General features: G+C 73.0%; 12 protein-coding genes. 9 read left to right on the top strand and 3 right to left on the bottom strand.

Annotated features, from left to right (window positions below; genetic code table 11):
- Window positions 1-300 precede the first annotated feature (300 nt).
- The 3 genes from T398_RS16435 to T398_RS16425 all read left to right on the top strand — a co-directional run bounded on the left by T398_RS16435 (window position 301) and on the right by T398_RS16425 (window position 4,265).
- Window positions 301-1,983: a hypothetical protein gene (locus tag T398_RS16435; RefSeq protein ID WP_496448059.1), complete on the top strand. Its 1,683-nt coding sequence runs from the start codon at window positions 301-303 to the stop codon at window positions 1,981-1,983.
- Window positions 1,984-2,059: 76 nt separating this feature from the next.
- On the top strand, window positions 2,060-3,310 hold the full coding sequence (gene moeZ, locus T398_RS16430; protein ID WP_496447950.1) for an adenylyltransferase/sulfurtransferase MoeZ: 1,251 nt from the start codon (window positions 2,060-2,062) through the stop codon (window positions 3,308-3,310).
- A gap of 124 nt (window positions 3,311-3,434) precedes the next feature.
- Entirely contained in the window at window positions 3,435-4,265 is an 831-nt protein-coding gene (locus T398_RS16425; protein ID WP_496448057.1) for a prenyltransferase/squalene oxidase repeat-containing protein, read from the top strand.
- 4 nt (window positions 4,266-4,269) lie between these two features.
- Here the strand turns inward: T398_RS16425 and T398_RS16420 are convergent, their stop codons facing one another.
- On the bottom strand, window positions 4,270-5,511 hold the full coding sequence (locus tag T398_RS16420) for a glutamate-5-semialdehyde dehydrogenase (RefSeq protein WP_496447948.1): 1,242 nt from the start codon (window positions 5,509-5,511) through the stop codon (window positions 4,270-4,272).
- A 51-nt stretch (window positions 5,512-5,562) separates the two neighbouring features.
- A complete protein-coding gene (gene proB, locus T398_RS16415) occupies window positions 5,563-6,720 on the bottom strand; it encodes a glutamate 5-kinase (protein WP_496447946.1) in 1,158 nt (385 codons plus the stop codon).
- A gap of 13 nt (window positions 6,721-6,733) precedes the next feature.
- Between proB and T398_RS16410 the strand changes: the two genes are divergently transcribed.
- The 4 genes from T398_RS16410 to T398_RS16395 all read left to right on the top strand — a co-directional run bounded on the left by T398_RS16410 (window position 6,734) and on the right by T398_RS16395 (window position 10,771).
- Window positions 6,734-7,039, top strand: a complete 306-nt coding sequence (locus tag T398_RS16410) for an MGMT family protein (RefSeq protein ID WP_496447944.1) — start codon at window positions 6,734-6,736, stop codon at window positions 7,037-7,039.
- A gap of 41 nt (window positions 7,040-7,080) precedes the next feature.
- Window positions 7,081-8,574 (top strand): MFS transporter, encoded by a 1,494-nt coding sequence (locus T398_RS16405; RefSeq protein ID WP_496447942.1) that lies wholly within the window; start codon window positions 7,081-7,083, stop codon window positions 8,572-8,574.
- Entirely contained in the window at window positions 8,571-10,073 is a 1,503-nt protein-coding gene (locus tag T398_RS16400; RefSeq protein ID WP_496447940.1) for a pyridoxal phosphate-dependent decarboxylase family protein, read from the top strand. The genes T398_RS16405 and T398_RS16400 overlap by 4 nt, the downstream gene beginning before the upstream one ends.
- Before the next feature lie 131 nt (window positions 10,074-10,204).
- Window positions 10,205-10,771, top strand: coding sequence for an NADH-quinone oxidoreductase subunit B (locus T398_RS16395; RefSeq protein ID WP_019870551.1), 567 nt, complete (start codon window positions 10,205-10,207; stop codon window positions 10,769-10,771).
- A 72-nt stretch (window positions 10,772-10,843) separates the two neighbouring features.
- Here the strand turns inward: T398_RS16395 and T398_RS16390 are convergent, their stop codons facing one another.
- Window positions 10,844-11,890 (bottom strand): glucose 1-dehydrogenase, encoded by a 1,047-nt coding sequence (locus T398_RS16390; RefSeq protein ID WP_496447938.1) that lies wholly within the window; start codon window positions 11,888-11,890, stop codon window positions 10,844-10,846.
- Between the two features lie 175 nt (window positions 11,891-12,065).
- On the opposite strand from T398_RS16390, the gene T398_RS16385 reads away from it, so the two are divergent.
- Both T398_RS16385 and T398_RS16380 read left to right on the top strand, forming a co-directional pair.
- Window positions 12,066-12,671, top strand: coding sequence for an NADH-quinone oxidoreductase subunit C (locus T398_RS16385; protein ID WP_496447937.1), 606 nt, complete (start codon window positions 12,066-12,068; stop codon window positions 12,669-12,671).
- Window positions 12,671-13,633, top strand: a complete 963-nt coding sequence (locus T398_RS16380) for a complex I subunit 1/NuoH family protein (protein WP_496447935.1) — start codon at window positions 12,671-12,673, stop codon at window positions 13,631-13,633. The genes T398_RS16385 and T398_RS16380 overlap by 1 nt, the downstream gene beginning before the upstream one ends.
- Window positions 13,634-13,643: the final 10 nt, after the last annotated feature.

Below are 13,643 nucleotides of genomic sequence, written 5' to 3'. Positions count from 1 at the left end.
GGCTGGGCGCCGGAATCGACCACACCCTGGCGTCGGTCTGACTCGTCTGCTGGTTGGGCCGACTCCGCTCCGCGTCATGGCGACCTGCCTGCTCCGCTGCCCGGCGCGGCCGAGACCGGTTCTCGGCCGCACCGCACCGGATACCGGACCAATGGTCACCGATATCCACACCCCGAGCCGGAGGTACCGGCCAGCCGGCCTGGTCCGGTGAGTGCGCCGCCGGGTCGTTCCGGCGTGCCAGCCCAGGAAGCGGGTGGCGGCCGGCCGACGGCGTCCGTGCCCGCCGCCGAGCAGCCACCCATGGCGGCCGGAGGCCGGTCCTCCGAGGCCGGCCGGGACGACCGGCCAGACCCGCCCGCCGAGTTCGGCCCTCGGCCGGTGGTCGACCAGCCCGCACCGCCGCCGGAGGGCTGGTCCGGCCCGAGTTTGGGAGCCGAGTGGGCGCCCGTGCAGCCCGGCGCCGAGCCGCCGCCGCCCGACCGCTGGGCTCGGGCGGAATCGGATGGGTGGGACGAACTGGAGCCGCCGGGGCGTCGGGCTCGGGCGGAATCGGATGGGTGGGACGAACGGGAGCCGATCAGCCCGCGGTTCCAGGGCGGGACTTCGCGGGACGCAGCGGGGGAGCCGCGGGAGTCCTCCGGGCGCCGGTTCCGTCCGGACCCGGACGCGACCGAGGCGGGCGAGGGTCGCCAGCCGAGCATTCCGCGTCCGGCCTGGGCGGCCGAGCCGCAGCGGGCCTACGAGCCGGGTCATCGCTCCGACAACCGGCCGAAGCATCAGCCCAGCACCGAGTCGGCGCACCAGCCGCCGGACGGCCCCGCGCCCTGGGCCGCGGAGCAGCCGGCCGGGCCGGCGCCGTTGGCCGACGTCGACCGACCGCCGGAGTCCGCGTCCGCGATGTTGCCGCAGCGTGTTCCCGCTGAGCCGGATCTGCCGGTGGTGTCGGAGCTGACAGCTGCCGAGGCGCCCACCCAGACCCCGGAACTCGCCCGGATCGCCACCCACCTCCGCCAAGCCGACGAGCCCGCTGGGCTGCGCGAACGTCCAGAGGTCTTCGACGTGGACGCCATTCTCGGTGCGGTCCGTGGGGTAACGGGTGTCCGCGACGCGGCGTTGCGCCGTACCAGGTCCGGTGCACACAGCCTTCGGCTGGAGCTCGCCGACGGTGCCGACCCGGCCGAGGTGAGTCGGCACGTCGCCCGGCTCCTCCAGGAACGGATGGGCCTCGCCGCCGCCCCGCAGAATATGCCCGAGGGGCCTGCCGACGTGGCGTCGTCCGCCCACCGGCAGCCGGACGGGTCGGCCCACGACCGGCCGGCGGCCCGGGCTGGCCTGCCGTCGCGGAACGAGCGCCGGGATGCGGGCCGGCCGGAGCCGCCGCGTCGCCGATGGCACTCCGGCGGACCGGATCGGGTCCGGCCCGCCGCCGTGGCCCCGCCGACCCAACCGGTCAGCGGGGCCGCCGATGGCCCGGCGAGAGCCGAGACGTCGTACGGCGGGGGGCAGGACGGCGCAACCGAACTGGCCCCGTCCCGCCCGCTTGACACCGGTGGCCGGCCTGGACCTCGGGTGGTGCTCGACCACGTGCAGGTGAGCACCTTCGGGCTCGACGCGACCGTCGAGGTCCGCCTGCTCGCCGCCGGGTCACCCGCGGCCGGCTTTGCGACCGGGCCGGCGGTGGATGGCTACATGCTCCGGCTCAGCGCGGCGGCAGCCGCCGGCGCAGTGGATCAGCTGCTGCGTGCGCCGGGGCCGCAGCCGGACCGAGGGCGTTGCTTCGTCGAGCACGCCACGTTGGTGCCCCTGGGCAACTGCGAGGTGGCGACGGTCGTGGTGTTGCTGGTCTGCGACGGTTGGGTCGAGCAGCTCGCCGGCTCCGCGCTGGTCGCCGGCGACCCCCGCCAAGCGGTCGTCCGGGCCACCCTGGCCGCGGTGAATCGTCGCCTCGAGGCGTTGCTCGTCGACACCGGGAACGCCGGATAGCGCATCCGCCCCGCCGGCCGGCCCCCCGCCGGCGGGTTATTCCCGTTCCCGCAGTTCGGACGACGTGTCCCCGCTCATGGCCGTTGGCCGGCCCAGCGAGCGACAATGGCGCGGTTCGCCACTGCCGATCCCCGGGGAGTTCACCGTGTCGCTGCCCCCGCTCGTCGAGCCCGCCGCCGAGCTGACCGTTGACGAGATCCGTCGCTACTCGCGCCATCTGATTATCCCGGACATCGGGGTCGAGGGGCAGAAGCGGTTGAAAAACGCGCGGGTGCTCTGTGTGGGCGCCGGTGGTCTCGGTTCTCCGGCGCTGATGTATCTCGCCGCTGCCGGCGTGGGGACGCTCGGCATCGTCGACTTCGACACCGTTGACGAGTCCAACCTCCAACGTCAGATCATCCACGGCGTCTCCGATGTCGGCCGGGCCAAGGCCGAGTCCGCCTCCGCCAGCATCCGGGAGATCAACCCGCTGGTCGAGGTGAAGATCCACAACACCGCGTTGGACCGGGATAACGTTCGGGAAATCTTCGCCCAGTACGACCTGATCGTGGACGGCACCGACAACTTCGCCACCCGGTACCTGGTCAACGACGCGGCGGTGCTGCTCGGCAAGCCGTACGTGTGGGGGTCCATCTACCGGTTCGACGGGCAGGCGTCGGTGTTCTGGGCCGAGCACGGCCCCTGCTACCGCTGCCTCTACCCGGAGCCGCCCCCGCCCGGCATGGTGCCCTCCTGCGCGGAGGGCGGCGTGCTCGGAGTGCTCTGCGCGTCGATCGGCTCGATTCAGGTGAACGAGGCGATCAAGCTCCTCGCCGGCGTCGGTGAGCCGCTGGTCGGCCGACTCATGGTCTACGACGCTCTGGAGATGAGCTACCGCAAGATCAAGGTGCGGAAGGACCCGAACTGCGCGCTCTGTGGCGAGAATCCCACGGTCACCGACCTACTGGCCGACTACGAGGACTTCTGCGGTGCGGTGTCAGCCGAGGCCCAGGAAGCCGCGGCGGACGCGACGATCACCGCGGGCGAGCTGAAGGCATGGCAGGACGCGGGCAAGGAGCTCTTCCTGGTTGACGTGCGGGAGCCGGCCGAGTTCGAGATCGTCCGGATCCCGGGCGCCACACTGATCCCCAAGGGAGAGATCATCTCTGGGCAGGCGCTGGTCAAGCTCCCGCAGGACCGACAGATCGTGCTGCACTGCAAGTCTGGTGTCCGGTCCGCGGAGGCGCTCGCCGCGCTGAAATCCGCTGGCTTCCGGGACGCGGTGCACCTCCAGGGGGGTGTGCTGTCCTGGATCAAGCAGGTCGATCCGTCGCTGCCCGCGTACTGATCAGGCCGGAGGTGGCCCGCGCGGGAACGCCCCGGTGCTCGACGTTGCGGCGATCACCGGGCGGCGGCCGGCGGGGCTGCGGGTGGTCGATTCCCCGGAGCCGTATCGCATCTGCCCAGGTAGCGTGACCGCCGTGGTGGATATCGAGGCCGCGATCGGTTATGTGGTGGCGCGGGGAGACGTGGTGGAGCGTGCCCGGCTTGCCCGAATACGCACCGGTGCGCCGCCGGCCGAGGAGGTGCTCGCCGTCGCCGAGGCCGGGCAACTGCCGGCGGGCGGCTGGCCGGCATACGTCGAGGGGGAGACCGCCTCCGTTGACGCGACCTGTTTCCGCCTCGGCGAGCTCGACGACCTCGGGGCCCTCGGCCGGTCGGCGGCCCGACGGGCGCTGGACTGGCTCGCCGCGCGCCAGCTACCGGAGGGGGGCTGGGAAGAAGACGCCGCGCTGGCCGACACCGCCCCCGAGTGGGCCCGACCGGGGGACCCGGAGGCGGGTTTCTACCTGACGGCGAGCGCGGCGTTCTGGCTCAGCGTCGCCGGCCTGGACGCTCGGGCGGCCGGGCCGTTGGACGCTCGGGTCGGCGGGGCGTACGCGGGCGTCGTGCACGGCGCCGCGCTCTCCCTCGCGGCCCGGCTGAACCCGGACGGCACCTGGCCATCGTTCCTCGCCGCCGGGTGGCTGAGCGCGGCGGTGCTGTTCCGGCAGGAGATGTACCAGGAGTCCGCCCGGATCCAGGTGGCGCTCGCCGAGCGGATCGGCGACATGGCCCCGACCAACGTGGCCTGGCTGGCCGCGACGCTGCGCCGGGTCGGCGTGGACCCACAGGACTTGGTCCTGGTGCGCGCCCGCCGCCGGCTCGCCGAGACCCAACGCAGCGATGGGGGCTGGGAGAGTGCGGACGGGCACCAGTTCGACGTCCACGCGACGCTAACCGCGATCCGCGCCTGCCGTTGACCGCTCAGCGCAGCTGACCGTCGCCGGTGACCACGTACTTTGTGCTGGTCAGCTCCGGCAACCCCATCGGCCCGCGGGCGTGCAGCTTCTGGGTGGAGATGCCGATCTCGGCACCGAAGCCGAACTCCCCGCCGTCGGTGAACCGGGTCGAGGCGTTCACCATCACCGCCGCCGCGTCAACCCGGGCCACGAACTCGCGGGCAGCCGACTGGGAGTCGGTCACGATCGCCTCGGTGTGGCCGGTCCCGTACCGCTGGATGTGGGCGACCGCCGCATCCAGCGACTCGACGACGGCGACCGAGATCTCCGCCGACAGGTACTCGGTGGCGTAGTCCTCCTCGGTGGCCGGCAGCACGGCGGTGGAGTGCCGAGCGACCCGCGGGCAGCCGTGTACGGTCACACCGGCCGCCGCGAACGCGGCCAGCGCCGGGGGCAGGAAGGCGTCCGCGACCGCGGCGTGCACCAGCAGCGACTCGGCTGTGTTGCAGGTGGAGAGGCGCTGCGTCTTCGAGTTCAGGGCGATCGCGACGGCCTTTGCCACGTCCGCGGCGGCGTCAACGTAGACGTGGCAGTTGCCCACCCCGGTCTCGATCACCGGGACGGTTGACTCCTCGACAACCGTGCGGATCAGCGCCGCACCGCCGCGCGGGATCAGGACGTCAACCAGGCCCCGGGCACGCATCAGCTCCTTCACCGACTCGTGGGTCGTGGCGTCGAGGAGCTGCACCGAGTCCGCTGGCAGGCCGGTGCCGGCGACCGCGTCCCGCAGCACCGAGACCAGCGCGGCGTTCGACCGGGCCGCGGAGGAGGAGCCCCGCAGCAGCACCGCGTTGCCGGACTTCAGGCAGATGCCGGCCGCGTCAACGGTGACGTTCGGCCGCGCCTCGTAGACGATCCCCACCACCCCGAACGGCACCCGAAGCTGCCGCAACTGCAGGCCATTGGGGAGGGTCGAACCCCGGACCACCTCGCCGACCGGGTCGGGGAGCGCGGCCATCTGGCGGAGCGCGTCGGCGATGCCGGCCACCCGCGCCGGGTCGAGGGCGAGCCGGTCCAAGCTGGCCGCGCTCAGCCCACCGGCCCGTCCGGCGGTGAGGTCCGCGCTGTTGGCGGCCAGGATCTCGGCGGTCCGCGCCACCAGCGCGTCGGCCATCGCGTGCAGCGCGGCATCCTTGCCGGCCCGGGTGGCGACGGCCAACTCGGCCGCTGCCGTCCGGGCTCGTCGTGCCTGCTCGACCACGCTCATCTGCACTCCTCGGGATCTGGGAACGGACTCGTGCCGGGCGTGCGCCCGGCCCTACAACAGCACCAGGTCGTCGCAGTGGACGACCTCCCGTTCGTAGCCGGGGCCGAGGGCCGTGGCGAGCTCAGCGGTGGAGCGTCCGAGCAGGCCGGGCAACTCCACCGCGTCGTAGTTGACCAGCCCGCGGGCCACCGGCACCCCGTCGGCGTCAACCAGGTCAACCGGATCGCCGGCGGTGAAGGCGCCCCGCACCGCGGTGATCCCCGCGGGTAGCAGCGACTTGCGCCGGTTGACGATGGCCGCGACCGCGCCCGGGTCCAGCTGCAGCCGGCCGCGCGGCGAGGTGGCGTGCGCCAGCCAGAACAGCCGGGCAGCCGGCCGGCGTTGCCCGGGGTGGAAGAGCGTGCCGACCGGTTTGCCGCCCAGCGCCGCGGCCGCCCGGTCGGCGGCGGTCAGGACTACTGGGATGCCGAAGCCGGTGGCGATCCGGGCTGCCTCCACCTTGGTCACCATGCCCCCGGTGCCGACCCCGGCCCGGCCGGCACCGCCGATCGTCACCCCGGACAGGTCCCGCTCGTCGTGGACCTCGGCGATCCGGATCGATCCGGGGCGGGCCGGATCCCCGGTCCAGAGCGCGTCCACGTCCGAGAGCAGCAGGAGCAGATCGGCGTCGACCAAGGCAGCCACCAGGGCGGCGAGTCGATCGTTGTCGCCGAACCGGATCTCCTCGGTGGCGACCGTGTCGTTCTCGTTGACGATCGGCACCGCGCCCAGGTCGAGGAGCTTGCGCAGGGTCCGGTACGCGTTGCGGTAGTGCGCCCGCCGGGTCAGGTCGTCCACGGTGAGCAACACCTGACCAACGGTGCGCCGGTGCCGGGCGAAGGCGGCGGCGTACCGGCGGATCAGCAGCCCCTGGCCGACGCTGGCGGCGGCCTGCTGGGTGGCCAGGTCCCGGGGGCGGCGGGTCAGCCCCAGTGGAGCCAGCCCCGCGGCGATCGCGCCGGAGGAGACCAGCACGACCTCCCGGCCCTGGGCGGTAAGCGCGCCGAGGGTGTCCACGAGCGCGTCCACCCGCCCGTCATCCAGGCCGCCCGCGGCCGTGGTCAACGAGGAGGAACCGACCTTGACGACCACCCGCCGGGCCGCCGTCACCTTGTCGCGCACCCGCCCATTCTGCGATGTCGGTCGGTCAACCCCCGTCCCGGTTCCCATATCGTGGCGCGTCGTGGAACCCGAGGAGTACGTCGAGGCGGTGCTGGAACTGGTCGAGCGCATCCCGCCCGGCCGGGCGATGTCGTACGGGGCGGTGGCCGACGCGCTCGCCGAACGGTCGGGGCGGGCGTCGCCCCGGCTCGTCGGTGCGATCCTGGCCCGCCACGGTGGGGGCGTGCCCTGGCATCGGGTGGTGAACTCGGCCGGCCGGCTTCCCCCCGGGCATGAGCTCTCGGCCCGGGCCCGGCTGCTCGCCGAGGGGACACCGCTGCGCGGCGACCGGGTTGACCTGCGGGCGGCGGGCTGGTCGCCGGAGTAGGGATGTGACCGCCGCCATACTTGTGAGTAATATTCGGCGCCATGGACGCGCCGCCGGCTGGAACCGGTCCACCTGCTGCTGGCTCCACCGCCCGCCCGGCGCCGGCCGGCGACCCTGCCGGTTCACCCGGAGGCGAGGCGCTGCCCCGCCGGGTGCACCTGGGCTACGCCACCGGGTCGCTGGCCACCGGGGCCTTCGGCACCGTGCCCGGGCTGCTGCTACTGCCCTACCTGACCGACACGCTGGGCGTGACGGCGGGAATCGCCGCCCTGCTCGTGCTGCTGCCGAAGGCGTGGGACGTGCTGGTCAACCCGGTCGCCGGCCGGATCTCCGACCGCACCCGCTCCCGGTGGGGAGCCCGCCGCCCGTACCTCCTCGGCGCCGGGATCGCGCTCGCCGTCTGCTTCGGCGCGATCTTCGCAGCGCCGTTCGGCGCCGGGGCGGCGGCCGGCGGCTACGTGGCGTTGGCCTTCCTGGCCACCGCGACCGCGTTCGCCTTCTTCCAGGTTCCGTACGTGGCGATGCCGGCCGAGCTGACCACCGGCTACACCGAACGCACCCGGTTGATGACCTGGCGGATCGCGGTGCTGGCGCTGGCCATTCTGATCTCCGGCGCGGTGGCCCCGCTGGTGCGGGACGCGGGCGGCGGCGGTATCACCGGACACCGCTGGATGGGGCTCTTCGTCGCCGTCCTGATCCTGCTGGGCGCGGTCGGGGCGTTCGTGGGCACCCGGTCCGCGCCGGTCGGCGTCGTGCACGAGAGCGAGCCCTCGTTGCGGGTCCAACTCCGGACCGCCGGCCGGAACCGGCCGTTCCGGGTGCTGCTGGCCTGCTTCGTGATCCAGTCCGCCGGGGTGGCGACGATCCTGGCCGGCGTGAACTACTTCGCCACCCAGATCCTGCGCAACCCGGAGAGCGGGCCGACCGTCCTGTTCGCCTGCTTCGTCGGGCCGGCGCTGCTGGTCATGCCGCTGTGGAGCCGGGTCGGGCAGCGGTTCGGCAAGCGCACCGGGCTGGTCACCGCCGCGCTCCTCTTCGCCGGCGGTGCGCTGGCCCTGGTCGCCGCCGAGGTGCTCCCCGCCGTCGGGATCTACCTGCTGGTCGCGCTGGTCGGCGTCGGATACGCCGGCCAGCAGGTCTTCGCCCTCGCCATGCTGCCCGACTGCATCGCCTACGACGAGGCCCGCACCGGCCGGCGGCAGGCGGGCGTCTTCACCGGGGTGTGGACCGCCGGGGAGACCTTCGGGTTGGCGCTGGGCCCGGGCATCTTCGGGCTGGTGCTCCAGCTCTCCGGCTACCTCTCGTCGGACACCGGAGCCGCCGCGACCCAGCCGGATTCCGCCCGGCTCGGCATCCTCCTCGGCTTCACCGTCCTCCCCGCCATCCTGGTCGGTGCCGCCACCCTGCTGCTGCGCCCCTACTCCCTCACCCCCGCTGACCTCGATGCCGTCACGGAGGAGCTACCTTCTCGCGAATCCGGACCTTCGGCGGCGACCACGGTCGCCGACACCCACGGAAAGGGCACCACTGAATGATCGACGAAGCGGGACTGCCCGCCCACGGACTGCCGGCGGAGCGCGTTCTGGCCGGAATCCGGGCACTGCGCAACGGGGACCGGCCCACCCACGGCGGCCGGCTGTTCGCCTACGTCTACGACCCGGCGGTTCCCGGGCTGGATGAGCTGACCGCCGCCGCGCACGCGGAGAGCGCCCACGTCAACGGGCTCGACCCGACCGCCTTCCCGTCCCTGCTCGCGATGGAGAACGCGTTGGTCGGTGCCGCCGCCCAGCTACTCGGGGGCGGGCCCGGCACCGCCGCGCCGGACGTGGTGGGCTCGGTCACCGGCGGGGGCACCGAATCGCTGATCCTGGCGGTGAAGGCCGCCCGGGACGCCCACCCCGAGATCACCGAACCCCGGATCGTGATGCCGGTCACCGCCCACGCCGCGTTCGTCAAGGCCGGCCAGTACCTGCGGGTGGCCGTGGACATGGTGCCGGTGTCGGCGGAGACCCTGCGCCCCGACCCGGCCGCCATCGCCGCCGCGATTCGCCCCGAAACCGTGCTGGTCGTCGCCTCCGCCCCGGGATACGCCCACGGGGTCATCGACCCGGTCGCCGAGATCGCGGCGGCCGCCGCCGACGCCGGGGTGCGCTGCCACGTGGACGCCTGCTTCGGCGGCTGGGCCCTGCCCTGGCTCCGCCGCCTCGGCGAACCGGTGCCGGCGTTCGACTTCGCCGTACCCGGGGTCACCTCGATCTCGGTCGACCTACACAAGTACGCGTACGCCCCGAAGGGCGTGTCGATCCTGCTGCACCGGGACCCGGAGCTGCGGAAGCCGCAGTACTTCGCGCACGCCGACTGGCCCGGCTACACGATGATCAACCCGGTGATCGCCTCCACCCGTTCCGGCGGGCCGATCGCCGCCGCCTACGCGACCCTGCGTCACCTGGGCGAGGACGGCTACCTACGGCTGGCGGCGGCGACCCGGGACGCGGTGCGGGAGCTGGCCGACGCCGTCCGGGCTGCGGGCGGGCTGCGGCTCGCGGCCGAGCCCGAGTCGACCGCGATCTGCTTCACCGCGACCGATCCGAAGCTGGACCTCTTCGTGCTCGTGGACGAGTTGGCCGCGCGGGGCTGGCACACCCAACCGCAGCTCGCCTACGCCGGTCTGCCGCGCACCGTGCACCTGACGGTGACCGCGTCGGTGGCGCCGGTGGTGGCGAAGTTCGGTCCCGACCTGGCCGACGCCGTCGCGGCGACCCGGGCGGCCGGGCCGGTCATGCTCCCCGCGGAACTACTCGCCCTCGCCCGCTCACTGACCCCGGAAGGGCTGACCCCGGACCTGGTGGCCGGCCTGGCCGGCGGGCTCGGTCTCGGGCTGGGCGAGGCGGCGGACGCCGGGCCGGCCGAGCCGGTGCCGGACCGGATGGCCGTGGTGAACACCCTGCTCGAAGCGGTGCCGGTGGCGCTGCAGGAGCGCCTGCTGATGGAGTTCGTCGGCCTGCTGCAACGACCCACCTGGTCCCACGACTGACGGCGGGGCGCCCGAGCGGCGCCGCCGGCAGCTGCCGGCGCAACCGGGCCGACGCCGGCCGGTTGCGCCGGGCGCCGCCGCGGGCGCTGTGGTTGACTGTCGTACCGGGAACGGATGAGGGAGGCTGCGAGGTGCAGGTGCCGGCTGTGCTGGGCGAGCCGATCCGATTCGTGCTGAACTGGGGCCGGCGCTACTCGCTCTGGGTCTTCAACTTCGGCCTGGCCTGCTGCGCCATCGAGTTCATCGCCACCAGCATGAGCCGGCACGACTTCATGCGCCTCGGGGTGATCCCGTTCGCGCACGGTCCCCGGCAGGCCGACCTCATGGTGGTGTCGGGCACGGTCACCGACAAGATGGCCCCCGCCATCAAGCGGCTCTACGACCAGATGCCGGAGCCGAAGTACGTGATCTCCTTCGGTGCCTGCTCGAACTGCGGCGGGCCGTACTGGGACTCGTACTCGGTCACCAAGGGCGTTGACCAGCTCATCCCGGTCGACGTCTACGTACCGGGCTGCCCACCCCGGCCAGAGGCGCTGCTGCACGGCATCCTGCGGCTACAGGAGAAGATCGCCGCCGAGGAGGCCGGCGTCGGCGGGGTCTCCCGCCCGGACGCCCTCGCCGCACCGGCCGACGCCCCCGCCCCCCGCTCCGCCGAGTCGCTGACCGCCCCGCCGGTCCGTCCGCCCGACCCGTCCTGACCCGACCCGACCCGACCCGACCCGACCCGACCCGACCCGTCCTGACCCGTTCCCTTGCTGAGCGTCCCCGGCTCAGGCGGTGAGGTCCAGGACCACCTTGATTTTCTCGTCGCTGACCTCGTACGCGCTCGTGAAGTCGGACATCGGTATCCGGTGGGTGATCAGGGAGTCCAGCCACGAGTGGTCGGCCCGGGTCAGCGCCGCCACGGCCTGTTCCCAGTGTCGGCGGTTTCCGGTGACCGACCCGAAGACCACCTTGTTCTCCAACACGAGCGTCCCGTTCAGCGCCCCGGCATCAACGTCGATTGTCCGGCCACCGCTGGACATGCCGGTCAGGCAGACGATGCCGTTCGGGCCGACCTTGCACATCGAGTCCAGCACCACCGTCGGGTTGCCGGTGCACTCCACCAGCACATCCGGCTGGAAGTCCAGCTCGTTGACCGACCCGGTGTGGTAGCTGGCACCAAGCGCCCGGACCATCTCCGGCTTCGGCCCCGTCGTGTTTCGGTCCAGTACGTGCACGGTCAGTCCACGTTGGGTGGCGAGCAGGGTGGCGAGCAGGCCGATTGGCCCGGCGCCGGTGACCAGGACGGTTCGCGCGTCCCACCGAGCGCGCTGGCCGATCCGCTCGATCTGCTCCCACGCCTTGGCGACCACGCTGGTGGGTTCCAGCAGCACTCCCACCCGAACGAAGTCGGCACCGAGCGGCACCGCGAACCTCGGCTGCACCCGCCACCGGTCCCGCGCGAAGCCGGGGAGCCCTTTGATGCCGTGCTCGGTGAACAGCCCATTTCGGCACATGTCCCACTCGTCCACGGCGCAGCTCCGGCAGGGCACCGGGTCGGGATGCCGTACGACCGCGGCCACCAGGTCCCCACGGCGCAGGGTGCCGGTCGGGTCCGCCAGCACCCGGCCCAGCGACTCGTGCCCGATGACCAGCCGCTCCTGGCCGGAGGGTGCCTCGCCGTAATGGCCGGCGACTATTTCCTGGTCGCTCCCGCAGACCCCCACCGCCAGCGCCTCGACCAGGATCGCGCCCTCCTCAGCGGCCGGCTCGGGCCAGTCCTCGACCAGGCGGAGCGAGCCGGGAACCCGGGGAGAAACCGTCACCGCGCGCATGATCCTGATCTTCGCCGAGGGAGGCGGGCGCCGGGCGTCGAATACCGCGCGGCCCCCCGATCGAGCCATCGGCCGGCCGATGGTCCGCGGTCAAGCTATCCCTGCGGTCCGCGCGGTGGAGATTGGCCGCCGCTGCGCAACGCACGCCGACCGCAGCGGTCATAGGATCGGCGACATGACTCTGGACGAGGTAGGCCAGCGGATGGCCGCGTTGCTCGCCCCGGTCGAGGTCACCACCTCGGTCTCCGGCGGTCAGGCGTACGCCCGCGCCACCGTTGACGTGCCCGCGGAGAGCTGGCCCGACGCGCTGCGTGCGGCCCGGGACGACGCTGAACTGGCCTGTGACTTTTTCGACTGGCTCTCCGCGGTGGACGAGTTGGCCGCCGGGTTCGACGTGGTGGTGCACCTGTGGTCCAGTACGTGCCGGCATGGGCTGCTGCTGCGCACCCGGGTGTCCCGCGCGGCGCCACGGGTCGCCTCGGTGGTCGACATCTTTCCGGGTGCGGCCTGGCACGAGCGCGAGACCCACGAGATGTTCGGCATCGACTTCGTCAACCACGTCGGCCTCAAGCCGCTGCTGCTGCCCCCGGAGTTCGAGGGGCATCCGCTGCGTAAGGAGTTCGTCCTCGCCTCCCGGGTGGCCAAACCCTGGCCGGGGGCGAAGGAGCCGGGCGAGGCCAAGGCCGGGGGCGGTCGCCGGCCGATGCGCCCACCGGGCGTGCCGGCGCCGGGGGAGTGGGGCCCGGCGCCGACTCCCCCCGAGAACGGGGGGACGGCCTGATGCCGCTCTGGGTAGAACTGCTACTCCGGGTCGGCGCGGTGCTGGTCGCCTTCCTCACCCTGCCGCTGCTGGTCGGCCAGGCCGAGCACAAGATCATGGCGCACATGCAGGGCCGGCTGGGCCCGATGTACGCCGGCGCCTTCCACGGCTGGGCGCAACTGATCGCCGACGGCGTGAAGTTCGTCCAGAAGGAGGAGATCACCCCCACCGGGGCGGACCGTCCGGTGTTCCGGCTCGCCCCGGTGGTGGCCCTGGTGCCGTACCTGCTGGTGCTGCTGGTGATCCCACTCGGGCCGGGTGACCTGGTCGGGCAGCCGCTGGACATCGGGCTCTTCTTCGTGCTCGCCGTGGTCGGTGTCGGCGTGGTCGCCGTGCTGATGTCGGCGTGGGCCTCCGCCAACAAGTACAGCCTCCTCGGCGGTCTGCGCGCCGCGGCCCAACTACTCGGCTACGAGTTGCCGTTCGTGCTCGCCGCCGCGTCGGTGGCGATGGCGGCCGGCACCCTGAGCCTGCCGGGCATCGTCGAGGCGTGGCAGCCCTGGTGGCTGATCTGGCAGGCCCCCGCGATGATTGTCTTCTTTGTGGCGGGGCTCGCCGAGATCCGGCGGCCGCCGTTCGACATGCCGATCGCCGACTCGGAGCTGGTGTTCGGCTACCTGACCGAATACACCGGCCTGCGCTTCGCGTTCTTCCTGCTCGCCGAGTACGTGGGGGTCGTGGTGATCGCCGCGCTCACCACCGTGCTGTTCCTCGGCGGCTGGCAGGGGCCGTTCGCCGACGCGCAGCTCGGCTGGCTCTGGACCCTGCTCAAGGTCGCCGCGGTCAGTTTCGTGATCATTTGGTTCCGGGTCAGCTACCCACGGCTGCGTGCCGATCAGCTCCAGCGGCTCTGTTGGCTGGTGCTGGTCCCCGTGTCGTTGGCCCAGCTTGTCCTGACCGTCACCGTCCGCATCGCCCTGTAGCGCGTTTCCG

The organism is Salinispora goodfellowii (genome assembly GCF_059570675.1).
Note: the sequence above shows the minus strand (reverse complement) of the source record. Positions and strands in the feature narration are given on the sequence as shown.

What these genes read in the sequence shown, in the direction of transcription:
- proB (WP_496447946.1), bottom strand. Translation starts at nt 6,720, where the DNA reads ATGGGAACCGGGACGGGGGTTGACCGACCGACATCGCAGAATGGGCGG.
- T398_RS16390 (WP_496447938.1), bottom strand. Translation starts at nt 11,890, where the DNA reads ATGCGCGCGGTGACGGTTTCTCCCCGGGTTCCCGGCTCGCTCCGCCTG.
- T398_RS16405 (WP_496447942.1), top strand. Translation starts at nt 7,081, where the DNA reads ATGGACGCGCCGCCGGCTGGAACCGGTCCACCTGCTGCTGGCTCCACC.
- T398_RS16435 (WP_496448059.1), top strand. Translation starts at nt 301, where the DNA reads ATGGCGGCCGGAGGCCGGTCCTCCGAGGCCGGCCGGGACGACCGGCCA.
- T398_RS16400 (WP_496447940.1), top strand. Translation starts at nt 8,571, where the DNA reads ATGATCGACGAAGCGGGACTGCCCGCCCACGGACTGCCGGCGGAGCGC.
- moeZ (WP_496447950.1), top strand. Translation starts at nt 2,060, where the DNA reads ATGGCCGTTGGCCGGCCCAGCGAGCGACAATGGCGCGGTTCGCCACTG.
- T398_RS16420 (WP_496447948.1), bottom strand. Translation starts at nt 5,511, where the DNA reads ATGAGCGTGGTCGAGCAGGCACGACGAGCCCGGACGGCAGCGGCCGAG.
- T398_RS16380 (WP_496447935.1), top strand. Translation starts at nt 12,671, where the DNA reads ATGCCGCTCTGGGTAGAACTGCTACTCCGGGTCGGCGCGGTGCTGGTC.
- T398_RS16385 (WP_496447937.1), top strand. Translation starts at nt 12,066, where the DNA reads ATGACTCTGGACGAGGTAGGCCAGCGGATGGCCGCGTTGCTCGCCCCG.